23 protein-coding genes and 1 tRNA gene are annotated in these 25516 nt (G+C 60.5%); 1 reads left to right on the forward strand and 23 read right to left on the reverse strand.

Going from position 1 to position 25516, the window contains the following annotated elements:
* Nucleotides 1-85: 85 nt before the first annotated feature.
* From HP556_RS06090 to HP556_RS06105, 4 genes are read right to left on the reverse strand one after another with little or no spacing between them, the layout of a single operon-like run.
* Nucleotides 86-1009 (reverse strand): alpha/beta fold hydrolase, encoded by a 924-nt coding sequence (locus HP556_RS06090; protein ID WP_175366288.1) that lies wholly within the window; start codon nt 1007-1009, stop codon nt 86-88.
* Nucleotides 1010-1050: 41 nt separating this feature from the next.
* Nucleotides 1051-1359 (reverse strand): UBP-type zinc finger domain-containing protein, encoded by a 309-nt coding sequence (locus tag HP556_RS06095; RefSeq protein WP_092145281.1) that lies wholly within the window; start codon nt 1357-1359, stop codon nt 1051-1053.
* Nucleotides 1360-1379: 20 nt separating this feature from the next.
* A complete protein-coding gene (locus HP556_RS06100; RefSeq protein ID WP_175366289.1) occupies nt 1380-3089 on the reverse strand; it encodes an FAD-dependent oxidoreductase in 1710 nt (569 codons plus the stop codon).
* A gap of 35 nt (nt 3090-3124) precedes the next feature.
* Nucleotides 3125-3337, reverse strand: a complete 213-nt coding sequence (locus tag HP556_RS06105; protein WP_175366290.1) for a hypothetical protein — start codon at nt 3335-3337, stop codon at nt 3125-3127.
* Nucleotides 3338-3671: 334 nt separating this feature from the next.
* Between HP556_RS06105 and HP556_RS06110 the strand changes: the two genes are divergently transcribed.
* Nucleotides 3672-3746: transfer RNA gene (locus tag HP556_RS06110), tRNA-Thr, on the forward strand.
* A gap of 430 nt (nt 3747-4176) precedes the next feature.
* Here HP556_RS06110 and HP556_RS06115 read toward each other — a convergent pair.
* The 19 genes from HP556_RS06115 to HP556_RS06205 form a co-directional block, all read right to left on the reverse strand.
* Nucleotides 4177-4692, reverse strand: coding sequence for an Lrp/AsnC family transcriptional regulator (locus HP556_RS06115; RefSeq protein WP_175366291.1), 516 nt, complete (start codon nt 4690-4692; stop codon nt 4177-4179).
* Between the two features lie 224 nt (nt 4693-4916).
* Nucleotides 4917-5678, reverse strand: a complete 762-nt coding sequence (locus tag HP556_RS06120) for an SDR family NAD(P)-dependent oxidoreductase (RefSeq protein ID WP_175366292.1) — start codon at nt 5676-5678, stop codon at nt 4917-4919.
* Entirely contained in the window at nt 5675-7183 is a 1509-nt protein-coding gene (locus tag HP556_RS06125; RefSeq protein WP_175366293.1) for a class I adenylate-forming enzyme family protein, read from the reverse strand. The genes HP556_RS06120 and HP556_RS06125 overlap by 4 nt, the downstream gene beginning before the upstream one ends.
* A gap of 24 nt (nt 7184-7207) precedes the next feature.
* A complete protein-coding gene (locus HP556_RS06130) occupies nt 7208-8197 on the reverse strand; it encodes an ABC transporter ATP-binding protein (RefSeq protein WP_175366294.1) in 990 nt (329 codons plus the stop codon).
* On the reverse strand, nt 8175-9197 hold the full coding sequence (locus HP556_RS06135) for an ABC transporter ATP-binding protein (protein WP_420878648.1): 1023 nt from the start codon (nt 9195-9197) through the stop codon (nt 8175-8177). Before HP556_RS06135 ends, HP556_RS06130 begins: the two co-directional genes overlap by 23 nt.
* Before the next feature lie 7 nt (nt 9198-9204).
* Nucleotides 9205-10050 carry an ABC transporter permease gene (locus HP556_RS06140; protein ID WP_175366296.1) on the reverse strand — a complete coding sequence of 282 codons (846 nt, stop codon included), beginning with the start codon at nt 10048-10050 and terminating at the stop codon, nt 9205-9207.
* Nucleotides 10051-10053: 3 nt separating this feature from the next.
* Entirely contained in the window at nt 10054-11022 is a 969-nt protein-coding gene (locus tag HP556_RS06145) for an ABC transporter permease (RefSeq protein WP_089266084.1), read from the reverse strand.
* 14 nt (nt 11023-11036) lie between these two features.
* Nucleotides 11037-12611: an ABC transporter substrate-binding protein gene (locus tag HP556_RS06150; RefSeq protein WP_246297437.1), complete on the reverse strand. Its 1575-nt coding sequence runs from the start codon at nt 12609-12611 to the stop codon at nt 11037-11039.
* A 90-nt stretch (nt 12612-12701) separates the two neighbouring features.
* On the reverse strand, nt 12702-13136 hold the full coding sequence (locus HP556_RS06155; RefSeq protein ID WP_338117538.1) for a PaaI family thioesterase: 435 nt from the start codon (nt 13134-13136) through the stop codon (nt 12702-12704).
* Complete coding sequence (locus HP556_RS06160; protein ID WP_175366298.1) at nt 13133-14146, reverse strand: quinone oxidoreductase family protein; 1014 nt, start codon at nt 14144-14146, stop codon at nt 13133-13135. The genes HP556_RS06155 and HP556_RS06160 overlap by 4 nt, the downstream gene beginning before the upstream one ends.
* A 21-nt stretch (nt 14147-14167) precedes the next feature.
* Complete coding sequence (locus tag HP556_RS06165) at nt 14168-15289, reverse strand: M14 family metallopeptidase (RefSeq protein WP_175366369.1); 1122 nt, start codon at nt 15287-15289, stop codon at nt 14168-14170.
* A complete protein-coding gene (locus tag HP556_RS06170; RefSeq protein ID WP_175366299.1) occupies nt 15289-16149 on the reverse strand; it encodes a VOC family protein in 861 nt (286 codons plus the stop codon). The genes HP556_RS06165 and HP556_RS06170 overlap by 1 nt, the downstream gene beginning before the upstream one ends.
* A gap of 75 nt (nt 16150-16224) precedes the next feature.
* Nucleotides 16225-16944: an aspartate/glutamate racemase family protein gene (locus HP556_RS06175; protein WP_175366370.1), complete on the reverse strand. Its 720-nt coding sequence runs from the start codon at nt 16942-16944 to the stop codon at nt 16225-16227.
* A 625-nt stretch (nt 16945-17569) separates the two neighbouring features.
* Complete coding sequence (locus HP556_RS06180) at nt 17570-19459, reverse strand: feruloyl-CoA synthase (protein WP_175366300.1); 1890 nt, start codon at nt 19457-19459, stop codon at nt 17570-17572.
* Nucleotides 19460-19552: 93 nt separating this feature from the next.
* Nucleotides 19553-20746: a benzoyl-CoA 2,3-epoxidase subunit BoxA gene (gene boxA / locus HP556_RS06185; RefSeq protein WP_175366301.1), complete on the reverse strand. Its 1194-nt coding sequence runs from the start codon at nt 20744-20746 to the stop codon at nt 19553-19555.
* Between the two features lie 77 nt (nt 20747-20823).
* The gene (gene boxB / locus HP556_RS06190) at nt 20824-22269 is read right to left on the reverse strand and encodes a benzoyl-CoA 2,3-epoxidase subunit BoxB (RefSeq protein WP_120286981.1); all 1446 of its coding nucleotides are present in this window, start codon (nt 22267-22269) and stop codon (nt 20824-20826) included.
* Between the two features lie 105 nt (nt 22270-22374).
* Nucleotides 22375-24063: a 2,3-epoxybenzoyl-CoA dihydrolase gene (gene boxC, locus HP556_RS06195; protein WP_175366302.1), complete on the reverse strand. Its 1689-nt coding sequence runs from the start codon at nt 24061-24063 to the stop codon at nt 22375-22377.
* A gap of 111 nt (nt 24064-24174) precedes the next feature.
* Nucleotides 24175-24669: a DUF309 domain-containing protein gene (locus tag HP556_RS06200; protein ID WP_246297439.1), complete on the reverse strand. Its 495-nt coding sequence runs from the start codon at nt 24667-24669 to the stop codon at nt 24175-24177.
* A 12-nt stretch (nt 24670-24681) separates the two neighbouring features.
* Entirely contained in the window at nt 24682-25500 is an 819-nt protein-coding gene (locus HP556_RS06205) for an alpha/beta fold hydrolase (protein WP_175366304.1), read from the reverse strand.
* Nucleotides 25501-25516: the final 16 nt, after the last annotated feature.

The raw sequence follows: 25516 nt of genomic DNA on the forward strand, positions 1-25516 counted from the left end.
TTGGCTGACACTCATCATATACATTTGCGTGCAAGGTGCCGTTTCGTTCAAGACATTTGCGTTCGATCGATAGAGCCGCGAAATCCTACTTGTTGAGAAACTCAACCAGTTTCGGGATCACCTGATCGGGGGCTTCTTCCATCAGCCAATGGCCTGAGCCTTTGACGATAACGCCGTCCAGATTGCTGGCGACGAGGCGCCCCTGCTCGATCAGGAAAGACCCACCGGCCTTCTCACCGGAGAGAACCAGCATCGGCATTGGCAGTTTGATCTTGGCAAGTTCGGCAAACTCGGCGGCATCTTTCTCAAAAGCGCGGAAGACCTCGAAACCGGCTGCCATGTGGCCGGGCTTCGCATAGACCTTGGCGTAAAACACACGGTCCTTTTCGGGTACCGACTTCTTCGGGTCCGCGGCGAAATCATTCCAGAAGTGCTCGAGGTAAATGCGCTCGCGCCCCGCGACCAGCGCGAGCGGGGTCTTGCCGTAGAAATGGAAGTGCCAGAGGTCGCGCAACAGCCAGACATGCGTCCAGTCGCCAACACCAGGCAAAAAGGCATCCATCAACGCGATACGATCGACTTCGCTCGGATATTGCGCAGCATAGGCATAGGCGACCATCAGGCCGATGTCGTGGCCGACAATTTTCACCTTGGGATATTTCAGGCCGACCACCAACGCATGGATATCGCGGGCCATCGCCACCTTGGTGTAGCCATCGGCCGGCGCGTCGGAATCGCCGAAGCCACGCAGATCTGGCGCGATCACCGTATGACTGGCCGCAAGTTTCGCGATCAGCGGGCGCCACATATGGCTGGTCTCGGCATAGCCATGCAGCAGCACGATCGGATCGCCCTTGCCCGCAATGAGATAATGCAGCTTGACGCCGTTGATGGTGGCGAAGCGGCTTTGCGGAGCTTGCGCTGAAGCGGATACGGGGAGAAACGGCGCTGCCAGGACGGCCAGCAGCACACCCAACAAAGCCCGGCGTCCGATCGTAAAAATGTGCATGAAGTCCCCACTGAAACGTCGCCCGCGTCGGGACGATTGTCTCAGTAGTAGCGCGGAATCGGCCCGTTGTGCGGAGTCTTTCGATCCGACAAATCGAACATGACTTCATCGACATAGCACCAGCCCCAGCCTTCGGGCGGATCGTAGCCTTCGATGATCGGATGCTTCGTGGCGTGGAAATGCTTGGTCGCGTGCTTGTTCGGGGAGTCGTCGCAGCAGCCGACGTGACCGCAGGTCCGGCAGATCCGCAAGTGCACCCACATACTGCCCGTTTTCAGGCATTCCTCGCAACCGAGTGCGCTGGGTGTCACATCGCGAATGCCGGAAATATGCGTGCAGCCTTTCGGCATGATGATCTCCCGTTATGAGCTCAAAGGGTTGGCGTGGCCGTATCGCCGAGAAAACCATGCAGCGCCGCCACCACCTGGGCGCCCTCGCCGATCGCGCCGCCGACACGCTTCACCGAACCCGAGCGCACATCACCGACCGCAAAGACACCGGACACCGACGTCTCCAGCGCCTGCACGCTGCGGCCATTGGCGGGAATGCCGGTGATGATGAAGCCATGACGATCGAGCGTGACGCCGCAGTCCGCCAGCCACTCGGTGGCGGGATCGGCGCCGACGAACAGGAACAGATTACGGATGTCAGCGCAGGACTCCTCGCCGGACAGCCGACTACGGGTACAGATCCGTTCGAGCCCCGCCTCCTGCGTCCCCTCCAGCGCCACGACTTCGGTGTTGAAGACCAGCTCGATATTCGGTGTCGCCTCGATGCGCTCGATCAGATAGCGCGACATGCTGGCGCCGAGGCCGCCGCCACGGATCACCATATGCACCTTGTTGGCCTGGCTCGCGAGAAACACCGCCGCCTGACCTGCCGAATTGCCACCGCCGACCAGGTAGATTTCCTGCTCCCTGCAGAGCCGGGCCTCGATCGGAGATGCCCAGTACCAGACGCCGCGACCTTCGAAATCGGCGAGCCGCTCGATATCCGGCCTGCGATAGCGTGCGCCCGATGCCACCACGATGGCCTTGGCACGCATGACATCGCCGTCGTCAAGTTCAAGAGCGAACAGTCCGTCCTTGCGTGAACAGTCCAGCGACTTCACGGCCGCCGGGATCATGATATCGGCGCCGAACTTCTGCGCCTGGTTGAAGGCACGCGCCGTGAGTGCCATCCCGGAGATGCCGGTGGGGAAACCGAGATAGTTCTCGATCCGCGCGCTGGCACCCGCCTGCCCGCCGAATGATTTGGCATCGCACACCGCGATCGACAGGCCTTCCGACGCGCCATACACCGCGGTGGACAAGCCCGCGGGTCCGCTGCCGACGATGGCGACGTCATAGGTCTTGCCCTTGGCGATATGGCTGATCATGCCCATCGCGCGAGCGAGTTCGGAGAATGACGGATTGCGCAGCACCGTGCCGTCGGCCACCACCACCAGCGGCAGATCCTCCGGCGACGGCGTATAGCGCGCGATCAGATCGGCGGCGTCCTTGTCCGTTGCGGGGTCGAGCAGATGATGCGGATAGCCGTTGCGGGAGAGGAAGCCCTGCAGGCGAATGACATCGCTGGAATTGGCCGTGCCGATGAAAGCCGGACCGCCAGCGCTGCCCTGCAGGAGGTTCACTCGACGCAGGATCAGCGCACGCATGATGCGCTCGCCCAGATCCGCTTCCGCGATCAACAGCGCGCGCAGCCGTTCCGGCGGAATCAGCAGTGTCTCGATATCGCCTTCAGCATGACCGTCAACCAGCGCGACGCGGCCCGACAGTTGCGCGATCTCGGCGACGAACTGTCCGGTGCACTGATCGGCCACCGGCGTGATACGGCCGAAACCGTCGCGCTGGGTGATCGTCACATGTCCGGACAACACCACGAACATGCCGGGACCGGGCTTGCCGGTCTCGAACAGGCAATCGCCATCCTTGTAGTGCCGGATCTCACCGAAGCGGCGCATCCGCTCGATCTCCGCCGCCGTCAGCACGGGAAAAGTCTGATCGTGACGCGGCAGCGCCGCCCGCGGCGCGTAGGCCGGCAGCTCGGCGCTGGATGATGCCTGGGATTCTGATGACATTTAAACTCGCATGCTCACGCGGCGGACAGGTGCCATCAATCCCGATCGGGATCGACGGGTCTTGAACAGAAGTCCTGTATCTTATCGGCATCCGATGACGCCTCGACTGCGACGACATCGCCGGCCTGACTGGCGCGCCCGCGCATTTGCACCTTCCGGCGCTTGAGATTTTCACGCAGCGCCTGGCGCAGCCTGTCCTGACGGGCAGTTGCACTTTCCTTGGCGGGTTTGCTCGGCTTATCGGTCATGGGCAGCTATGGTCGATCGAATGGCGTGCACAGATGCGCCCGATTGGATCCTGTGACCCCATACATAACCGCCTTCAACGCGTCAGGCGAGATGATCGACTTCGAGGTGATGATCCGGCCAATGAAGGCTCTGCCGACGGTTATCGAGGCCATGGGGAACCGGATCGACTCGCCAATGGCGAAGCGCAAGGCGGCTGCAACCGCAACAGGCCGACCACACCCCTGTTATAATGATGCATTCTAAGTGCCACCCGCGCTTGCGCCGCCCGTGACCTTGTGGCAAGGATCGCCCCGCTTGGTAGGCGCCCTCGAGGCCGATTCCTGCACCCAGCATGCTGCCGTAGCTCAGTGGTAGAGCACTCCATTGGTAATGGAGAGGTCGACAGTTCAATCCTGTCTGGCAGCACCATTTTTCCCTGTTAAATCAATAAGTTCTCCCGACCGAGGCACCTGACAATCAGGCATCTCGCGGCAGAACAGAACGCCAATCGCGGTTCAATACGGGACTATCCGGGGCTCTGTTCCCTGCCTGTTCCAATCATCCGGCATAAGCAGCCGTATCACCGGACTCAAACGAGCTTGAAACAGACCCCCTTCGCGGGGGCAGTACACTTGTGGCTTTGAATGATGGACCAAAATCGAGACGACCGCCGAAGCCCGCCCTAACCGGCGGGTTTTTTGTTTGGCCCACATAATGCCTCTGCCGACCCTCGTCGAACCGTAGAAGACGCAGATGCGATCGGCCGGCACGTACCGCTCTAGCCGAAAATCGTGGAACGGTGCTGCCCGCGGCACACGAACGATTACACTCCATGCGGCAGCTTCGGAGCCGCGGCATCTCAATGTGACAGGAAATGCGCCGCCGAAGATATATCGCCCCTGCCCTGCTTCACCAAAGCATTCACGAGCGGCAATTCGGTCGTCGACTTGATCTGCTCCATCGTGAACATTGACGACACATCATGCAGATCAATCTTGGCGATCAGCCGCTGATAAAGATCGTCGTAGGCCCGGATGTCCGAGACCACAGCCCGGATCAGATAATCCACGTCGCCGCTCAGGCGATAGAAATCGACCACCTCGGGGAAGCTGACGACGATTTTCCGGAAACGCTGAACCCACTCCGCGTTATGCTGGTTCGTTCGCACGGCGATGAAAACGCTGACACCCAAATTCAGCTTGTCTGCATCGAGAAGTGCAACGCGTCGCTTGATGTAGCCAGAGCTTTCGAGCTTCTGGATGCGACGCCAACACGGCGTGGAACTCAGGCCAACACGATCAGCCAGGTCCTGCATGGAAAGGCTGCTGTCTACCTGGAGTGCCGCGAGAATTTTGCGGTCGAGCTCGTCGAGCATTGTGACCTCCGATGAAGGGTGTACGCAGAATATTTCTGCCGTTCATTGCCATCGTGACGCAATGCTATTGCGAGATTTGAAAGTTCGCGAGCATAAACAATTATCATCGCTGCGCATTCGAGCAGCAGGCTGGCGTCAAAAGCGACGCCTCTGCTAACGCAGTGCTAAGATGAATTCGCTACCGCGTGTCGTGATATCGGCTCGTTGATTGAACGCGTGGCCTCTTACAGTCGCTGGCCACCGCTGGCATCGATCTGCTGGCCAGTGACCCAGCCCGCTTCGTCCGACGCGAGAAAGGCGACGACCCTTGCGATATCGTCGGGTTGCCCGACCCGGCCGAGCGCGATGGTCTCAGCCACTGCGCGGCTCGCCACCGGATCGCGCGCGACGATGTTCATGTCCGTCGCGGTCGCACCGGGCATCACGGAATTCACGGTGATCTGTCGACCACCGAGTTGAACGGCCAGCAATCGGCTCAGCGCTTCCAGACCCGCTTTGGCCGGCGCATAGGCGGCCATGGTCGGATAGGCCGAACGCGTCCCCATCGACGAGATATTGATGATACGGCCACCATCGCGCAGATGCGACATCAACGCCTTGATCAGAAAGAACGGCGATTTCAGATTGGTCTGCAGCAGAAGGTCGAAGTCGTCCTCGGAAATATCCTCGATGGTCGCACGCTTTCCGACGCCGGCGTTGTTGACCAAAATGTCGAATGCAGGGCTGCCATGGCGCTCGGTCAGTTCGGCACCAAAATCCGCGGCCAAGGCGGCCGCGCCATTGCGTTCCGAGAGATCAGCCTTGATCGGAAAGGCGTCGCCGCCAACGGCGGCGATGGCCGCCACGGTCGCATTCGCGGCATCGACCGAGGCGTTGTAATGAACCGCAACGGTTGCGCCGTCCTTCGCCAAGCGAAGCGCGATCGCCTGACCGATCCCCCGACTGGCACCAGTGACCAGCGCGACCTTCCCTGCGAGCCCGCTCATGCGGACCAGCCGTGACTGGCTTCCAGGCTGCGCGCCCGATCGATCAGCGCCTTGCGATCGATCTTGTTGGTGCCCGCCCACGGCAATTCGTGGACGAATTCAACGCGGCGCGGGTGCTGATATGCCGGACCATTGGCGATGGCGAACTGACGGATATCGTCGAAGCTCGGCGTAGGCTGCTCCCGCGTGACAATAAACGCAACCGGCACCTGGCTCCGTTCCTCGTCGGGCAACGGCACCACCGCCGCCTGCTGGACCTGCGGGTGACGCTCCAACAGCTTTTCGACTTCGCCCGGATAGATGTTTTCGCCGGAGCAGACGAACATGTCATCCGCACGGCCCACGAAGAAATAGAAGCCGTTAGCATCGCGGCGCATCACATCGCCACTGTAATACCAACCATCGGTCAGCACCTTGGCGGTCTGCTGCGGCAGATTGTGATAGTGATCCAGCACCGCCGGATTGCGCATCAACAGCACACCTTCATTCTCGGTTCCATTAACGAGACGGACGTCCTCCACGCGGATCGGATAGCCCAACCCTAACGGCGGCGTCGGGATCTTGTCGGGATGCGGGCCGAACACAGCCGGCCCCGCTTCCGTGGTGCCGTAGCCCATCGTCATTACGACGTTGGGCAGCGCCTGCTTGATCCTGTCCCACAGACCCATGGTCATCGGCGCCGACCCAAGCATCAGGCGACGAACCGAGGCGATATCATTCTTCGCCAGCAGTTCCGTTTCCTTGACGACACGGGCCCACATGGTGGGAACGGCCGTGGCGGCGGTCACCTTGTACTTGGCGATGGCCTCAATATAACTGCGGGTCTCGAACGACGGCAGCACCACCACAGACGCATTCTGAGCGAAGATCGTCTTGATGGCGAACAGGCCATTCATGTGAAACAGCGGCTGCGCGATGATGTAGCGATCATCCTGATTGAGCGCACCGCTGGTCCGTGTCGAGATCGCCCAGAGTTGTCCGTAATGCGATAGCGGCACGCCTTTGGGCCGGCCGGTGGAGCCGGAGGTGTAGAGCATTTGCCCGACCTCCTCCCGCGTGGTTTCGACCGCTGTAAACGAGGCGGGCTTGATCGTCGCGGAAAAGCCCTCCGGGCCATTGTCATCGAAATTGATGACGGGAATGCCGCCGCGCACCATCGGCCGATTGGCATTGTCGACGAAGGCCAACGCGATCTTCGCATCGTCCATTACAAAATCGACCGTGTCGCGCGCAGCCTTGATATTGACCGGAACAGCGATGCATCCGGCGCGCATAATGCCGAAATAGCAAATGATGTATTCGGCGCGGTTAAACGACAGAATCGCAACATGCGTGCCGCGCTTGTAACCACTATCGACAAGATACCGGGCGACCCCGTTTGCCATCTCGTCGATCTGGCGGTGCGTGTAGCGCCTGGGATGCGCGGGATCGATCAGATCGATGACCGCCTCCCGATCAAGGTCACCGCTGCGATCGATCAGGTCACCGAGATTATTCCATCGCATTGGCAATACTCCACTTCTGAGAACTCAATTGGCCACTCGCGCGACACGCGGCAGCGCCGCGGGTTGTTCAAGCAGATCGTAGTGACAGGCCACCTTGCGGCCATCGGAGACATCGCGCAGCATCGGTCGCTCCTCGCGGCAAAGCGTCTGAGCGTAGGGGCAGCGCGTGCTGAAGCTGCAGCCTGGCGGCGGATTGAGCGGGCTTGGCAACTCACCCTGCAGCACGCTCCGGGCGCGGCTCCGTGCAGTGCGCGGATCGGCGATCGGCGCGGCGGCAAGCAATGCCTCCGTATAAGGATGCGCCGGTCTATCCCAGACATCCTCGCTGCGGCCTGTTTCGACGATACGACCGAGATACATCACGATCAGCCGGTCCGAAATATGCTCGACGACCGAAAGATCGTGCGAGATGAACAGATACGACACGCCCGTTGCCTGCTGCAGGTCCTCGAGCAGATTGATGACCTGCGCGCGCACCGAAACGTCCAGCGCAGATACCGGCTCGTCGCAGATGATGACCTTGGGCTTGAGCGCAAGTGCACGCGCAATGCCGAGACGCTGGCGCTGGCCGCCAGAGAACTCATGCGGATAGCGCCGCATCGCATCGGCCGGCAGGCCCACCTGTCCCATCAGCTCGATGACACGATCCTTGATATCACGGCGCGACCAGCCGGCGACGCTGAGCGGTTGCCCGACGATGGTGCCGACGTCGTGGCGTGGATTGAGCGATCCATAAGGATCCTGGAAGATCATCTGCATCGACTTCCGCGAGGCCTTCAACGCGCCGGCCTGCATCCGCGTGACATCGTCACCATCGAGGAAGACGCGTCCGTCGGACGTCGGCACCAGACGCATGATCGCCTTGCCGAGCGTGGACTTGCCGCAGCCGGATTCCCCGACCAGACCTACGGTCTCTCCGGGTTCGAGGTCGAAACTCACATCGTCGACCGCCCGCACGACACCCTGCGCGCTCTGGTATTGGACACAGAGACTAAGCACCGATAGCAGCGGCATCGCGCGATAACTCCTTCTCGGCAGCAAAACATGCGGCGGAACGGTGCGGCAGCAACGGCGCCAGCTGTGGTCGCTCGGCACGGCAGCGATCGAGTACATCGGGACAACGGTTCTGGAAGGCGCAGCCCTGCGGCAAATCGGACAGCGCCGGCACGTTGCCCGTAATTTCGACGAGACGACTGCCACGTCGGCGCTGTGCCGACGGCGTCGCCCCCAACAGCCCCCGCGTGTAGCGATGCAGCGGCCGCTCGAACAAAGCCTCCACCGGCGCTTCCTCGACTTTGCGGCCGGCATACATCACGGCCACCCGGTCGGCGACTTCGGCAACCACGCCGAGATCATGGGTGATAATGATAAGGCCCATATCGGATGAGGACTGCAGCTCCTTCATCAGCTCGATGATCTGCGCCTGGATGGTGACGTCGAGCGCCGTGGTCGGTTCGTCGGCGATCAGGAGCTTTGGCCCACAAGCAATCGCCATGGCGATCATGACACGCTGGCTCATGCCACCAGACATCTGGTGCGGATAATCATTGAAGCGGCGTTCCGCATCCGGGATACGCACCTGGCGCAGCAATTCGATTGCGCGGTCTCTCGCCTCGTGGCGCGACACGTCATTGTGGCGCCTGATTGCCTCGATCAGCTGATCCCCAACCGCGACCACAGGGTTCAGCGATGTCATCGGATCCTGGAAGATCATCGAGATGTCCTTGCCGCGGACCCGCTGCATCTCGCGCTCGGACAAGGCAGCGAGATCACGCCCCATGAAGCGGACGGCGCCACCGACGATCTTTGCAGGCGGGTTCGGCAACAACCGCATGATCGCCAGCGCCGTCAGCGACTTGCCACAGCCGGATTCACCGACGATCGCCAGAGTCTCGCCGGCCGAGACCGTCAGCGACAAGCCATCGACCGCAGGCAACACGCCACGGCGCGTGAACAACGACACCTGCAGGTCTTCGATCGAGAGGATTGGCGCTGGACCGGCTTTGCTGCCCATGATCATCTCAGCGATCCCGCAGCTTGGGGTTAAGCGCATCGTTGAGGCCGTCGCCTACAAGGTTGAGCGCCAGCACAGTGAGCATGATCGCAAGACCCGGCACTGCGCAGATGTACCAGGACGAGCGAATGAGCGTCCGGCCGTCCCCGATCAGCTGTCCCCAACTGGTGACATTGGGATCGCCGAGCCCGAGGAATGCTACAGCGGACTCGAACAGAACGGCGCCCGCAACGACCAGCGACGACAGCACGATCACCGGCGGCAACGCATTCGGCAGGATCTCGCCGAACATGATCCACAGACTGCCCATCCCCATGGCCCGGCAGGCCTGCACGAATTCGCGGTCGCGCAGCGACATGAACTCTGCACGCGTCAGCCGCGCGATCGGCGTCCAGGTCACCACACCCACGGCGATGGTGACATATTCGATCTTCTGTCCGAGGATCGATACGATCGTCAGCACGAAGATCAAGTTCGGAATGGTCTGGAACAATTCGGTCAGGCGCATCAATAGCTCGTCGACCCAGCCGCCGACATAAGCCGCAGTGGCGCCGACGGTGATGCCGATGATGGTTGCGGTGAGACTGGCGCAGAGGCCGATCAGAAGCGTGGTGCGGGCGCCGTGGGCAATCATCGCTGCAATGTCACGGCCCAGAGAATCCGTGCCGAGCGGATAACGCGGCGACATGAAGGGCCAGATCTCCGGCCGCCCGACAATACGAAGCGGGTTACGTGGGAACCACCATGGCGCGGCAATAGCAACACCGACGACGACCAGAACGAGAAACAGACCGACGAGCGCCGCGCGGTTGCGGGCGAAGCGACGGGCGAAGTCGAAGAACAAAGTCAGCATGACCTACCTCGCCTTGATCCGGGGATCGAGCCGCAGATACAGCAGATCGACGGTCGCGTTGCAGACAGCGACCAGCAGCGAACCGAGGACGAGCACGCCAAGGACCATTGGGAAATTGCGGCTCATTACACTGTCGAACAGCAGGCTGCCGATGCCGGGCCAACTAAAGACGGCCTCAATGACGACGCTGCCGCCAAGCATGGTGCCGAGCTGCAATCCGAGCAGCGTGACAATCGGCAACATCGCGTTGCGCATCACATGTGCCAGCACCACACGACCGCCCGACAAGCCTTTGGCACGCGCCGTCCGCACGAAATCCAGCCGGGCCACCTCCAACATTGAGGCCCGCATCACGCGCGCGAAGGTCGCAGCGTAGAACAGTCCTAGTGCCGTTGCGGGAAGGACGAGATGATGCATCACATCCAGCACCGCACCGAAGGCACTTTCGTCGACGCCGATGGTGCGCATGCCGCCGACCGGAAACCAGCCGAGCTTCACCGCGAACATCACCGTCATCATGATGCCAAGCCAGAAACTCGGTGCAGCGAAGAAGAATACCGCACCGAGCGAGATCAGATTATCCCAGATTGTGTTGACCTTGATCGACGCCAGCACGCCGGCCGTGACGCCAACGAGCAAAGCAATTCCGATTGCCGCCAGCATCAGGATCAAGGTCGCCGGAAGCTGCTGCATGATCACATCAAACACCGGCGCGTTCTGCCGGTACGAATAGCCGAGATCGAGCCGCATCACCGACCAGATATATTTGGCAAGCTGCACCGACACCGGCTGATCGACGCCGTAGGTGTGACGCAGCTGATCCAGCATCTTCGGGTCGGTGATCTGCTGTTCGGACGTCATGACGTCGAACAGACTCCCCGGCGCCAGATGGATCAGAACAAAATTCATCACAATGACCGCGAAGATCAGCGGAATGATTTGCACGAGCCTGCGGATGATGATGCGACGCACGTTTGCCTCCGCTCTCAGCGGTCCAGCCAGACCTCGGCCCAGCTTTCGCCCATAAAGTCCGCCGTCAGCGAATGATCGCGGACATCAGAACGAGCGATCGTCACGGGTTCAAGGTCGACCATCGGAAGGACCGGCGCGTCGCTCGCTGCGAGCTTGTCGAACTCGTGCACCAGCGATACGCGCTTCTTCTCATCGGTCTCGATCGCCATCTTGCTGACGGTTTCGTCCATCTTCGGATTGGAATAGCCCGTGGCGTTGCGGAAGGCCGCCCCCTTCACGATACCGTCGGTGGTGTAGTATTGCGTTGTCTGCGGGATCGGCTCGATGCTGGCTGAATTGTTCGACACCGCGACGTCATAGTCATAGTCGGTGTAGATGCGTTTCAGCGAGGTCGCGCGATCGGGGATCGCCAGATCGACGGTGATGTCGACGTCCTCGAAAGCCTGCTTCAGGTACTGACCGATCTTGACGTTTTCCTCGAACCACCCGGCCGATACCAGGCTCATCTTGAAGCGCGAACCGGCCTTCACCGGATAGCCGGCAGCATCGAGCAACGCGGCCGCCTTTTTAACGTCGAACGGATAATCCTGAACGTCCTTGGTGAAGAAGATCGAATTCGAGAAGTGGAGAGCACCAAGCGAGGGACGCGCGCGACCGAAGAAAACCGTATCCGCGATGAAGCTGCGGTCGATCGCATGAAGCAGGGCCTGACGCACCTCGCGCTTCTTGAAGATCTCGCGACGCTGGTTGAACTCGACACTCGTGATCCACGCCGAATTCGAATAACCCTTGGTCTCGGCAACGAACTTCTTGGTGGCCGTCAGGCGCGCGATGTCCGGCGCAGGAATCGGATTGAATGTGCCTATATCAAGCTGGCCAGCCTCGAACGCAGCCGACCGCGACGCCGGATCTCGCCACCAGCGGATCACCAGCTTGTCGAGATAGGGCTTGCCAGCATTCCAATAGGTGTCATTGCGGGCATATTCGACATGGCTGCCGCGCACCCACTCCTTGACCTTGAAAGGACCGGTGCCGATCGGCGTGTTGTTGATCGGATTGGTAATGATGTTCGACCCGTCATAGATATGCTTGGGAATGACGAGACCGGCTTTGCCGGCCAGCACGGACTTGAGGAAGAACTCTGGCACCGGCACTTTGAATTTCAGCACCACGGTCAGCGGATCCACGGCCTCTGCAGTCTGCAGCGCATCGAGGGTGACGCCAGCGGAGATCGGCTTCCAGTATTGGATCGCATTAAAGACCAGATCGTCCGAGGTCAGTGGCTTGCCGTCATGCCAGGTGACGTTCGGACGTAGCTTGATCGTGTAGCTGCGGAAATCCTCTGCCGGTTCGATCCCGAGAGCCAGCACCGGCTCGAATTTGAGGTCGGCGGTCAGGCGGATCAGCCGCTCGAACACCTTGGTCGACGTGAAATACGGACTGGAGCCGCCCCCCGCTGGAACGAACAGCGATTGCGGCTCAAATCCGCCCCATGTGCCGACCAGCGTGCCGCCGCGCTTCGGGGCCCCGGTTGCCGCCTTGGAAGAACCGGCAAAGCCGGAGGCCAAAGCAGCACCGGCTGTCGTCATCAAAAAATCACGTCTGCTAAAACCGCTCATGGTTCTTCCTTTGTTGCAGACAGGAACCGGTCCGCCATCGTGCGCCGCCCGGTCCTGCTATTATTTTGCTTCAAGCGTCGAATAGGTGCCGCGGCCGATGGCGAGCAGCGCCCCCTTTTCGTCAAACACATCGACATCAGCGACACCGACGCTCTTGCCGGCACGGCGCACCCGCGACACGGCGACCAACGCGGTATCGACAGCCGGCTTCAGGTAGTCGACCCGGAAGTTCACGGTCGGAAGGCCGCGCCCGACCATCATGCCGACGGCGAAATCGCCGACGGTGTCGATGACCGAGGCAATGACGCCGCCATGCCATTGCTTGGAGCCCGGTCGGCGTTCGAATTCCGGCCGCATCGGCGAGCGCATCGTCACTTCCTGCGTTGCCGGATCGGCCTTAATCACCTCAAGGCCGAGGAACAGATTGAACGGCGACACGTCCAGCATTTGCTGAATCTCGGCAGCCGTCAGAGTCTTGACGTCAGGCTTGCTCACGGCGTCACCACGACTTTGCCGAATACCGCACGGTCCTCAATGACGCGCACCGCTTCCTTCGCTTCTTCCAGCGGATAGGTCTTGTCGATCAGTACCTGCAGCTTCTTGGCTGCTACGAGATCGAACAGCTTTGTGATATCGTCACGTTCCCAGCCGTTGGAGCCTTTGATCTCCAGCTCGAAGGTCCAGATGAAACGAAGATCTTCCGTGGGTGAATAGCCAGCGGTCGCGCCGCAGGTCAGGATGCGGCCGCCAAGCTTGAGGCAGCGCAGCGATTTGACCCAGGTGTCGCCGCCGGTGAAGTTGACGACCACATCGACACCGCCGCCTTCGACGAAGCGCCGGCGATGCGGCTTTCCGTGGTGCTCATAGATCGTCTTCATGAAGTCGGACTGCGTGTAGAGGATGATCTCGTCCGCACCGAGCTCCGTGAGCCGCTTGCCCTTCTCCTCGCTGCCAGCACAGGCGATCACATAAGCGCCGGCCAGCTTGGCGAGCTGCACGCAACACACGCCAACGCCGCCGCTGGCGCCGAGAATCAGAACCTTCTCGCCGGCCTTGATCTGTCCGATCGTGTTCATCATGCGAATTGCGGTGCCATAGGCGACCGGCAGCGCGGCGGCCTGCTCAAAGCTGACGCCTTCCGGAATCTTGACGAGCTGATGCGCCTTGGCGCGGCAGAATTCGGCGAGGCCGCCGTCCTGGGTCTCGCCCATCAGGCCGCCTTCGACGCGGTTGACCGGATCGATCAGCACGCGATCACCGATGTTCCAGCCGGTGACGCCGGCGCCGACTTCCGAAATCTCGCCGACCACGTCGAGGCCAATGATGACAGGCAGCGGCACCTTGATGCCGGGCATACCGCGGCGGGTGAAAACGTCGTGATAGTTGATCGACGATGCCCGCACGCGGATGACAACGTCGCCCTCGCCGGCCTTCGGCGTCGGATAATCCGCTGTGAATTGCAGCTTATCGTTATCGCCGTGTTCGTAAAGGACAACTGCTCGCATGATCTATCTCGCTCCGTTGGTTCAGGCTGCGACGGAGAGGGACCAGCTTGCCAGTCCCTCCACCGCCTGTTGAGTGATGGAAATGGCTTGTTCGGTGGTTTCTTCGCGCCAGTGCGACGACACCGGCACGAAGCAATCGTGCAGGTCTGCGCGCAGCATGCGAACGCGCTCGCTGTCTTTCTCGGCCTTGAACTTCAGCCAGAGATCGAGCTGCAGGGCGCGGCGGACCTTGGTACCACGCGTGCCAAATTCGATCACAGCGCCGACCATCGGTCGCGCGCCAAGGAACCTAGTCATGCCGTGAAACACGAGTCCCTGATAATTGGGCCGCGCAAAATTGTTGGGCTTTTGACCGACGATGCGGTCACGCCCCCACCAGCGCACGGCTTCCGCATGAAGCGCGCCACCTTCAGGGTTGAAGCACAGGAAGAAGGACTCGGCGAAATCACCGATGCCAGTATGCCAATCGATGAATCCGACACGCTCGGCCGCGCCGAGATGATCGGCGACGATGGTCTCCAGAGTCAGATTGGACCACTCGCGCCCGGAGCCGCCATAGTTGGAACCATCCGGAAAATCGTACTGCCCGCGCGCCAGCGTGTCGAACAGACCGTCATCCCCATGCGCGTCCTTGAAGGCTTCCACGGCGTCGGCGTAGATCTGCAGGGCTGCCGGCGTCCAGTCCTCCGGAAGCAGGTGCGGATAAAGCTTCGCATAACCCGGATTGGCCGGACGGGGAGCGGCGAAATCGATGAAGTTGCGATTGAGATCAACATTGTTCTCGGTGGTCCGCGTACCCCAGGCAAAGCCATAGGGGTTGATCGCGTGAACAAAGAGAACCGACACGCCGCGCGAAAGGGCGCGCGCAAAATTGCTCTGCATCCAACCGATCTGCGCCGCCGAACCGCTGAGGCCTTCGAGGCCGTGGGTGCCGCTGAGGATTACCAGTTGCGACGCCGCGCGCGGATCGCCGAGCCGCGCCACGTCGATGCACAGATCCTGACCGTTTGGCCCCTTCAGCGCCGGATGGATGTAGGTGCTCAGCGCAGCTCCGATATCATCCGCAGCGTTGCGGAATTTCACGCGCGCACCGTCATAATCGAGCGCAAAACTCCGGGTGAAATCATTGGGGAGCGCTACCATCACACCGTGAACCCCAGAGCGACATTGGCTCCGTCGGCATGCGACACGATGATGCCGTCAGCATAGGGCTTGAAGGAAACGTCGGCCGCATCGAATACGGCGCGCGGCGTGTCGAGCGACGCAACCTTGAATACCAGCGCGACCATGCGGTCCGTACCATCCGGGCTGACCAGCGCAGCCCCGACGTAGCGATCGGCCACGGCTGCAGGATCGAGTATGAAGATCGTCGCGGCACCGGCGCTGAACGAAAAGCCGCCATCCGTCGGCGTCAGGAGCGGTGCGCCGAACATGCGTTCATAGAGCGCTGCAGTTCGCGCCGGTTGCTGCGAGGCGATGACAAATTCGACGATTTCAGTAGCGCCATTGGCATGCGTCTGCCATTCGGGGCGCCACACCAGTTCCGGCGTATCATGGTGGCAGAAGAACGTGCGGCCGTTCTGCACTTCGTCGCCCGCCACGCGGATGACCTTGAAACGCGCGTCTTGGGCGCCGCCCGGCAATTCGACCGGCCGCGCGAAGCTCATTGGCTCCATGACGGGAACAGCGTTGTCCTTCAGTGTCGCATAAACTAGATCGGCATCGACGGACTTGAAAACCAGACCGCTCAATCCTGGCGGATGTGTCCAGAGATCTGCACGCATCGTTTCACGCCCCGGCAGATAGCCGAGAAGTTCGAGATAGTTCGTGCCGAAGATCGCCAGGTTATTACTGGAGCCGAGCGTATGGTGACCGCGCTCCGTCAACTGAAAGCCGAGGCGAGTATATTGCGCAGCAGCCTCATCAAGCTGGCCCATCACGTTGATGACGACGTGGTCGAGGACCGGCGAGATCTTACGTTGCGCAGTACGCATATCACTCATACGAAAGCCTCATTGCCTTCCAGGTTAGAGAGACGAGCAAGATCGATGCCAATCCAAAGATCAATCACGCCGATGTCATGCAGCACGTGGTCGCGGCTCTTCTTTCGACATTGAAAAAGCCAGCGCCGCATCCGCGTGCAGAATTGTTGAATTAAAGACGGGAAGATCGATGTGCTCGGGGCCGACCAGCAGACATATCTCGGTGCAACCAAGAATTACACCGTCAGCGCCGTGCTCTTTTCCTCGTGCAATCGCATCGAGATAGAGACGGCGCGAATCCTCGCGAACAACACCTTGGCATAGTTCATCGAAGATGATGTCGTGAATGAACACACGATCGGCCTCAGCGGGAATAACGGGATCTAGCCCGAACCCCTCGCGCAATCGCGTCACATAGAAGTCCTGCTCCATCGTGTAGCGCGTTGCCAGAAGTAGCGGCCGCTGCAACCCTGCAGCCTTCACGGCAGCACCAGTCGCATCGGCAATATGAAGAAGCGGGATCGACACTGCCTGCTGCACTTCGTCGGCAAGCTTATGCATCGTGTTGGTGCAGATCAGAATGCAACCGGCACCGCCTCCTTCCAGATCCCGGGCGATGTCAGCAAGAACCTGGCAGGCATCGTCCCAACGCCCTTGCTTCTGCAGGCTCACAATCGCATCGAAGTTGATAGAGCGCATCAGAATATCCGCGGAGTGGAGCCCACCGAGCTCCGTGCGGACTTGCTCATTCAGCCGGCGGTAGTAAACAGCAGTACTTTCCCAGCTCATTCCACCAATCAAACCTATCGTCCGCATCACCATTGCTCGCTTCTCCAGTCGATGTATTTGACGGGAACGATAGCATCGGTGCCGCGCAATCCGATTGCGGATCGCAGCGATCATACTCTGTTTGCTTGAGATGAAACTTCATAGTTCGAGCGATCGGCGGAATAGGATTTCAAATTTTTCATTCCGCCGCATCAACGTTTCTTCGCTCGGCCCTGACAGACCAGAATGATGCAACGACGTGCAGCGCCGGGAGTTGCCGTGTGTGTCGCGTGAAATCTCACTGTGTGAGAAGAATGCCGGAGTTCGGTCTGCACCAGGAGTAGAACTCAGTGCAACTTAACACGCATGCGAATCGGACATGTTCCGCGAACACTTCGCATGAGCCGTTCATCAGAAACAAACGAGGTCGCCTCCTGGAGGGAAAGGCGACCTCGTGGAGCGCGCGAATGCCCTCGCGCCGGTCCATGTGCTCTGGGGAAGAGCGCCATATTTGACCACGGCGCCCGCGCTGGTGTGTGACGACGACATGACACGGCATGTGACAGTTGATCGCATCGGCAGAGTCTTGCGTGTGGTCGCTCGACCTTATGCCTTCACCATCAACGCGATATTTTATTGTCCCGATGCATCGTTCGAGTTCTGGATATCCCGGCTAGGCATGACGGGCGTATTGCTCGATGCTCGCGCAGATTATCAAGCGGCCTGAGAACCCTCTGTTCAGATCTTCCACGTCGGCTACGCGGCGCGCAAGAACGGCGCGCTGATTGACGTAGCCCTTGTCAGTAATCTCGCCGCCGTCGACAGATAGCGGCTCTGCCAGCAACAGCGCGCAAGTTGCATAGGTGGAAGACCCTCCGCCTGCCGCCTTCAGTCTTGCGAGCCCTTCCCCTATGGACGAACGCACATTTTCGCAGCCAAGCACGGCATCGATGCTCGCTGAATCCGGCAGGCCCGACACGGCGCGGCAGGCAGCCAGATTGGGAACAAGAAGGAAGCGCACATCCTCGCCGCCATGGCCGGCCACGACAATATCCTGAACCAGCGGCGCCAATGCAGAGATTCCCGCCACGCGCAGCGTTCCGACGTTGACCCATGTGCCTGATGTCAGCTTGAAATCCTCGGCGATGCGCCCGTCGAACAGCAAGCCCTGCTCGGGATGAGCCGGATCTGCAAATGCAACGGCATCGCCGATCAGATAGAAGCCGTCCGCATCAAAAGCTTTCGCGGTGAGGTCTGGCGCCTTCCAGTAGCCCGGCGTCACATTGGGCCCGCGCACCCGCACCTCGAACTTGCCGTCAGATGGCACGAGCTTTAGCTCCGTACCAGGAATAGGCACGCCTATATTGCCTGATCTTGGCGCCTGAAAATGACAATCGGTCGCAAGCGGCGATGTTTCCGTCGATCCCCAGGCGGAGACCATCGGCAACGGACGCCCGATTGTTTCGATGGAAAGTGTCTCCAGCGCCGACCATGTGCTTTGCGGCAGAGCCGCACCGGCATAGAAGACGAACTTCACCTCGCCGAAGAATCGCTCTCGCAACCCATCCTCCTTCCGCAGGGCTGCAATAAGCATGTCGAAGCCACGCGGCACGTTGAAATAGACAGTTGGCATGACGTTGCGCAGATTGGCGATCGACGTCGCGAACAATCCGGGTGCGGGCTTGCCGCTATCAATGTAAAGCGTTCCGCCGTTGCGAAGCACCATATTAAAATTGTGATTTCCGCCGAAGGTATGACTCCATGGCAGCCAGTCCAGAAGAACGAGTTCGCTCTGCTGAGTTTCGAGAAACGGCCAAGTCTGCGCCTTGGCCTGCTGGCTCGAGGTCAGCATGCGCTGGGTATTGATGACCGCCTTCGGCGCGCCGGTCGATCCCGACGTGAACAGGAACTTGGCGATCGTATCGGCATCGACCGCTGCGAAGGCATGATAGATCGCTGCGCTCACCGGCGTCGTGATCACATCGGCGTATGAGTATCCCGCTCCGGCAGCCGCGCCGCCGCCGATGACGGCGGCAGTGTGAAACGGGCCTATCGCAGCGAGGGCCGGACCGAACTGATGCAGGTTCGAGACGTAGATGGCACCGGGATCAAGAAGCTGAATCGCGCCACGCAGCTTTTCGAAATCCTTCGACATCAGCGAATAGGCCGGGGAAATCGCAGCAACGGGCACACCGACATGCATCGCTGCCAGGGCCAGAACGGCATGCTCGATGCCGTTGTCCGATAGCACTGCGAGGGGCCGCTGCGCACTCATCTCTTGTGCAAGAATCCAGCTAGCGGCGCTGCGCACGCGCCGAAGCGTCTCGGCATAGCTCAGCGTCACCCAAGGCAAATCCGGACTGGACCGCTCCGCCAGAAAGATCCGCTCCGGCACCTGTTGTGCCCAATGTTCAAGCCAGTCCCCGACACAACGCGCATAGGGACGCAGCCCTGTGTCAGATCGAAGAAGGATCGTACCGTCGGATCGCTGTTCTGCGTCAACCGACGGCGTCAGAAAAAATGGACTGCCTGAGCCAGCCGCATTGTCGCGGTCCAGAACCATCGCTTCTCTCCCCCATAACGTACCCGTCTTTGTTCTTATTCGGGCTATTCAATCGAAACGGTCGTTGCCGGCTCGGATCGGATTCAACATCGATCAGTAAGTCTCGACGTGATATCTTCCACCGCCGCGCATCGCCGCTTTCATATCCGACCAATCCATCGAGGCGGTGCGGCAAATATCCGCGAACGCCTCTTCAACGCCGCTTTCCATGCCTTTCAACCCGCAGATATAGACGTGGGTCTGTGCGTCGCGCAGCAGCGACGTGATCGCAGCAGCCTCGCTGCGGATACGATCCTGCACATAGACTCGTGGCTCGCCCGGCACGCGCGAATAGCAGAAGTGCTTGCCCAGCAACTCCTCCGGGACCTTTTGCAACGGGCCGAAATAGGGCAACTCCTCGGGCCGGCGCGCACCGAAGAACAGGAGTAGCCGCCCGGGCGCGCCAGGCATCGCGCGCCGGCGGCGCTCCGTGAAGCCGCGGAATGGCGCAGAGCCTGTGCCAGTGCAGACCATGAGAACATTCGCCGAAGGATCGTTCGGTAGCAGGAAGGTGGCACCGAACGGTCCAGTGACTTCGACCTTTGCGCCACGCGGCAGATCGCACAGGTAGTTCGAGCACAGCCCACCGACCTCACGTTTCACGGTCAGCGCGAGATTGTTGGTGTTCGGTTTCTCGCCATCGCGCGAACTCGCAATCGAATAGAGCCGCACCTGATGCGGCTTGCCATCCGCACCCAGGCCCGGCACGACGATGCCGATGCTCTGGCCTTCGAGGATGGGAAACGGCTGCTCGCCGAAATCCAGGATGATATGGCGCACGTCGGAGTCGGCCGTCGCGTGGGTGAGCCGGAAATTGCCGGTCACCGTGGCCAGCGCGGGCTTGCCGCGGTTATAAAGATTGACCGACGCCTTGCTCGACGACAGCGGCGCGACGGGCTTGCCGCCCAGTCCCTTACGCGCTTCTTCGAGCAACGCGCCGATTTCATCCTCGAGTGCTTCGATGGCGCCCGCACCAGCGCTATTGTCCGCGATCTCCTCCTGCGCCGGCAAGTCACTCCAGGAGAACTGCTCGTCGAGCGAATACGGCGCCGCGACGACATGCCAGTTGTCGATCGCGCCGGTCGGACATGGCGAGATGCAATCCATGCAATAATTGCAGATCTCTGCGTTGACGACATAGTTGTTGTCGTCATGCGTCACCGCATCCACCGGGCAGCTCTCTTCGCAGGTGTTGCACCTGATGCAGATTTCCGGATCGATCAGATGCTGTTTGAAAGGGGCGTTCATGGCAAATCCCGCACGTGCCATCGAGGACTGACAGCGACGGGGGGAAGCTGGAAATCCCTCCGCCGCATCCGCTCGTTTCAGGCCGCAATCTTTACGTATTCGAAGTCGCCCGGCTTGTTATCGATGCCGACCTTCGGCGCCGATATCCAGCTGGCGAACTTGCCGGGCTCGCTGACCGCCGTCATCAGCGATGCGATGAAATCACCGTCGTCAACGGACGGCAGATAGTCGTTCCTGGCTTTCGCCCAGGCGGCATCGCTCATGATGATGCCCTTCGGCGAAGCGTTCACATCGCGGAATTCACCGATCTGGCGATGGAATGCGGTGTGAGGCAAATCGAAGCGGAAATTGACGCCGGCTTTCTCGATGATCTTGTTCCAGCGCTCAACACCCTTGGCACAATCCGCGGTGTAATCGTCGCGTAGACGCATGTTGAGCGCGGTCAGCGCCGGCTCGTCGACCAGCTTGATTTCGCCATCGACGAATTTCAGGACCTGATAGATGTCGTTGGTGAGCTGGTGATCGTCCTCGATCTTGGTCTCCTGGAAGCGGCCCTTCAGTCCGGAATTGTAGAAATTCGCGGCATTGGTCGAGACTTCAGAGCCGAACAGATCGAGCGACAGCGAATAGTGCAGGTTAATCTTCTTTTGCATGGTCGGCAGGTCGATCACACCGAGCGCGCGGATCTTCTCGATGGCGTTGGGGTCCTCGATCCCCGCCGCCTTCATCGCTTCGCAGGTTCGCTGCAGCACGCGGCCGACGCCCGTCTCGCCGACGAACATATGATGCGCTTCCTCCGTCAGCATGAAGCGGCAGGTGCGCGACAGCGGATCGAAGCCGGATTGGGCGAGACTCTCCAACTGCATCTTGCCGTCGCGGTCGGTGAAGAAGGTGAACATGAAGAAAGACAGCCAATCCGGCGTGGCCTCGTTGAATGCACCGAGCATGCGCGGCGCATCGGCATCGCCCGAGCGGCGGCGGAGAAGATCGTCGGCCTCCTCGCGGCCGTCACGGCCGAAATATTTCTGCAGCAGATAGACCATTGCCCAGAGATGGCGGCCCTCCTCCACATTCACCTGGAACAGGTTGCGCAAGTCGTAGAGCGACGGCGCGGTCTGACCGAGATGACGCTGCTGCTCCACCGAGGCCGGTTCAGTGTCACCCTGAATGACAACGAGGCGTCGGAGCATCGCGCGATATTCGCCGGGCACTTCCTGCCAGGCGGGTTCGCCCATATGTCGTCCGAAGTTCACCTTGCGCTCGGTGTCCTGCGGCGCCAGCAACACGCCCCAGCGATATTCAGGCATCTTCACATAGTCGAACTTGGCCCAGCCTTTGGGATCGACGGATATCGCGGTGCGCAAATAGACGAGGGATTCCTGAAAACCTTCAGGCCCCATGTCGTTCCACCAATCGAGATAGCCGGGATGCCATCCCTCCAGCGCCTTGAGCACCTGACGATCCTCGGCCAGATTCACGTTGTTCGGAATCTTGGTGCTGTAGTCGACATTCATGATGTTCATGACTGGGATCTCCCGCTGTATTTCTGATCGTTCGAATTGGGCAAGCCACCGACTTGCATTTATCCAAAGAGTGACACATGGCCGCGCTGTTCTAGTTGCGGAGGCTTACACGCGCGTCATGTCGAACTGCGCCTTCTGGCCGGTGCCGTAACGTCCAAGCGCGCCGTTCTCACCGACCGCATTGGGCCGCTGGAAGATCCAGTTCTGCCAGACCGTCAGCCGCGAGAAGATTTTCGATTCCATCGTCTCCGGCCCGACAAATCGCAGATTGGCTTCCATGCCCGTGAGGCTGTCGGGTGAGAAGCTGCAGCGTTCTTCGAAGAACACACGCACCTCGTCATCCCAGTCGATGTCATCGAGCGCGAAGGTGACGAGCCCGAGCTGCTCGGCGGTTTCCGCATCGAGCGGCTCGCCGATCCTCGCTTTCGCGCGGGTGACATCTTCCGGATCGGCCTGGAAGCGCGACTGTAGCCGCGTCAGCCCGTGGCTCATCGGGTAAGGTCCGAAATTCATCGCGCTCAATACGATGGCCGGCGGCGCGCGGTTGTCGCCCTGCTTTTGGCCGACCAGCATGTAGGAGCGGTCCGCAGCGAAGACGAGTTCGGCCAAGGTGCCGACAAAGCACGAGCCCGGCTCGACCAGCGTCACCAGCGTGCGCGAGGTCACATCGATGCGCTTCAACACCCGCTTCCAGTATTGCCGGATCTCGTTGACCAGCCAATGCGCCTTGTGCGTTTCGAGGAAGGCGTCATGAGCCAGCACATTGGCGCCTTCGCCATGCGACTTGAACACCAGCATGGCTGTCTCGAGTTCATTGATCCGCAGATGCAGAATGGCGTCGTCCAGCTCGCGCGCCACCTGCAGCGGCCAGAAGGAAGCGCCCTGCGCCATCATGCCCTCGACATCCGACGGCGCCGCAGCGTCAGGCGCTTTAATCGAGATGGTAGCAATTCGCTCTGCGCGATTGATATCGACATTGACCAGACCGTAACGAATACCGCTGTCATCGAAGCGGCGATTCAGCGGTGCCAGCTTGAGACCATCGCCGGCGCCACTACGTTTCGACGTCGCCAGAAACTCTTTGGCCCGCTCCGCGACCTTGGCTTCAAGCTTGCTGTTCGGAATGATGTCATCGACCAGCCGCCACGCCACTGCGCGCTTGCCTTTGATGCCTTCCTCGATCGTGCAGAAGTAATCTGCGTGATCGCGGCGCACCTTGCGCTTGTCGACGACGCGCGTCAGACCGCCAGTGCCCGGCAGCACCGCCAGCAACGGCACTTCCGGCAGCGCCACCGCCGCCGAACCATCGTCCGCCATGATAATGTGATCGGTGGCCAGCGCCAGTTCATAGCCACCACCCGCAGCGGTGCCGTTGATTACCGAAATGAAGCGCTGGCCGGAATTTTCGCTCGAGTCTTCAAAGCCGTTGCGAGTCTCGTTGGTGAATTTGCAAAAGTTGACCTTGTGAGCATGGGTAGCGCCGGCCAGCATGCGGATATTGGCGCCAGCGCAGAACACACGGTTCTTCCCAGAGCGCAGCAGCACGACCTTGACCTCGGGATATTCGAAGCGAAGCCGCTGCACGGCATCCGCCAATTCGATATCGACGCCAAGATCGTAGGAGTTCAGTTTGAGCTGATAGCCCTCGAACAGACCCCCATTCTCATCGACATCCATGGTGAGCGTCGCCACGTCGTTATCAACACTGAGCTTCCAGTGGCGGTAGCGCGACGGATCGGTTTGGAAGTCGATAAATTTGGCGCCGTTCGAGAGAACGCGTTGCTCTGCGGCCATGCTCCACCCTTTGACAGTCTTGATTTATGCGCCGTGCGCCTTGGTTATATGCACAATAATTCATGATACTGAGGACGTCTAGGCAAATCCGATACAATTATGCATTTTCTTTCATGTTCCGGTGATCTTGACCGGACCCCGCTCGGCCTCGTCGACCGCCAGTTGATGCGCGAGCGCAGACGCCAGCATCGCGACCGGAAAGTGCTCGGAAAAGCTTCCGGCAATACCCGCCGGCGGGCGCATGGCGAGTTCATCGAGTTCGGACAGTGCGTCCTGTAGCAATCGATGTGCCGCGCGCGGCCGCTGCAGACTGAGTTTCAGATTGGCATTGGCAACCTGAATACAGGCGCGAAGCAGAATCCGGTCGCGCCCTCTTTGCGGCGCAACCTTCCAAACAGCCTCGAGGATTTCGTGAGCCTCCCAGAAGAAGCCGGCATCGTTGAGCGCGAGCCCGTAACACAGGGCCGGATCGTCTGCCGGAACGAAGCCGACATAGCGTTCCGGCACCAATCCCTTGGCTTGTACAAGCGTGTCGTGATCAGCCTCTGTGTCTTTGTCGAGCCGATAGGGCCAGCGCGGCATCGCGCGATCAGGAAGCGTGGCCATGACCATGCCCGCTCAGGCGGCGCGCAATTCACCCTCGCCGTGAAAGCGCAGAAGGCGATTGGCGAATTCCGCCACGGCATTCAGCGTGACCTCGGGGGCCTCGCGATGTGGTGAATGTGCAGCCCCCGGAATGATGGCCACGTCCACCGGGCAATAGCATTCGACCTCGGCGATCTCGATCTGCTTCATGGTGCCGTAGTGATCGTCGGCTCCCTGCAAAATCTGCACGGGCACGCGCACATAAGCGAGATAGTCGGAAATATCCCAGTCGCGGAACTGCGGATCGAGCCAAGCGCCGTTCCAGCCATAGAACGCGTTGTCGACGTCATCATGCCAGCGCGCGAGCTTGGCTTTCAGGTCGTCCTGTTCGTACGCCCTCTTGATATCGGCGATGGACGTGACGGAAATATCCTCGACGACGAAATGCGGCGCGATCATCGAGACGCCGCGGATGCGATGGTCTTGAATGCCGCCGGCATAGATTGTCGCGATGGACCCGCCATCGGAATGACCGACCAGCAAGCCGCGGCGAAAGCCGATGGCATCGAGCAGATGCGGCAGCACCTCGAGTGCTTCGACATGCATGTAGTCCAGCGGCCGCGGCAGCGCGACCGGCGTCGATGCACCGTAGCCAGCGCGCGAATAGACGAAGACGCCGGCCCCGGTCGCTGCCTGAAGCTTGTCCGGGAAGTCGCCCCACAGCGCGACCGAGCCCAGCCCTTCATGCAGCAGCACGATGGTCGGCGCCGCATCCGGTTGCGGACCGATCATGCGGTATTCGAGTCCGGACGCACCGATGGTCAGCCGTCCCGCAGATTGCAATGCGCTCATCTCATCATCCATCTCT

The sequence above is a fragment of the Tardiphaga robiniae genome, from assembly GCF_013359755.1.
GTDB classification, from domain to species: domain Bacteria; phylum Pseudomonadota; class Alphaproteobacteria; order Rhizobiales; family Xanthobacteraceae; genus Tardiphaga; species Tardiphaga robiniae.

Coding starts and splice junctions, on each gene's coding strand:
- HP556_RS06150 (WP_246297437.1), bottom strand. CDS start 12,611: ATGACGACAGCCGGTGCTGCTTTGGCCTCCGGCTTTGCCGGTTCTTCC.
- HP556_RS06165 (WP_175366369.1), bottom strand. CDS start 15,289: ATGGTAGCGCTCCCCAATGATTTCACCCGGAGTTTTGCGCTCGATTAT.
- HP556_RS06115 (WP_175366291.1), bottom strand. CDS start 4,692: ATGCTCGACGAGCTCGACCGCAAAATTCTCGCGGCACTCCAGGTAGAC.
- boxB (WP_120286981.1), bottom strand. CDS start 22,269: ATGAACATCATGAATGTCGACTACAGCACCAAGATTCCGAACAACGTG.
- HP556_RS06205 (WP_175366304.1), bottom strand. CDS start 25,500: ATGAGCGCATTGCAATCTGCGGGACGGCTGACCATCGGTGCGTCCGGA.
- HP556_RS06120 (WP_175366292.1), bottom strand. CDS start 5,678: ATGAGCGGGCTCGCAGGGAAGGTCGCGCTGGTCACTGGTGCCAGTCGG.
- boxC (WP_175366302.1), bottom strand. CDS start 24,063: ATGGCCGCAGAGCAACGCGTTCTCTCGAACGGCGCCAAATTTATCGAC.
- HP556_RS06170 (WP_175366299.1), bottom strand. CDS start 16,149: ATGAGTGATATGCGTACTGCGCAACGTAAGATCTCGCCGGTCCTCGAC.
- boxA (WP_175366301.1), bottom strand. CDS start 20,746: ATGAACGCCCCTTTCAAACAGCATCTGATCGATCCGGAAATCTGCATC.
- HP556_RS06140 (WP_175366296.1), bottom strand. CDS start 10,050: ATGCTGACTTTGTTCTTCGACTTCGCCCGTCGCTTCGCCCGCAACCGC.
- HP556_RS06180 (WP_175366300.1), bottom strand. CDS start 19,459: ATGGTTCTGGACCGCGACAATGCGGCTGGCTCAGGCAGTCCATTTTTT.
- HP556_RS06175 (WP_175366370.1), bottom strand. CDS start 16,944: ATGCGGACGATAGGTTTGATTGGTGGAATGAGCTGGGAAAGTACTGCT.
- HP556_RS06135 (WP_420878648.1), bottom strand. CDS start 9,197: ATGGGCAGCAAAGCCGGTCCAGCGCCAATCCTCTCGATCGAAGACCTG.
- HP556_RS06090 (WP_175366288.1), bottom strand. CDS start 1,009: ATGCACATTTTTACGATCGGACGCCGGGCTTTGTTGGGTGTGCTGCTG.
- HP556_RS06105 (WP_175366290.1), bottom strand. CDS start 3,337: ATGACCGATAAGCCGAGCAAACCCGCCAAGGAAAGTGCAACTGCCCGT.
- HP556_RS06100 (WP_175366289.1), bottom strand. CDS start 3,089: ATGTCATCAGAATCCCAGGCATCATCCAGCGCCGAGCTGCCGGCCTAC.
- HP556_RS06130 (WP_175366294.1), bottom strand. CDS start 8,197: ATGCCGCTGCTATCGGTGCTTAGTCTCTGTGTCCAATACCAGAGCGCG.
- HP556_RS06125 (WP_175366293.1), bottom strand. CDS start 7,183: ATGCGATGGAATAATCTCGGTGACCTGATCGATCGCAGCGGTGACCTT.
- HP556_RS06160 (WP_175366298.1), bottom strand. CDS start 14,146: ATGCGAGCAGTTGTCCTTTACGAACACGGCGATAACGATAAGCTGCAA.
- HP556_RS06200 (WP_246297439.1), bottom strand. CDS start 24,669: ATGGCCACGCTTCCTGATCGCGCGATGCCGCGCTGGCCCTATCGGCTC.
- HP556_RS06095 (WP_092145281.1), bottom strand. CDS start 1,359: ATGCCGAAAGGCTGCACGCATATTTCCGGCATTCGCGATGTGACACCC.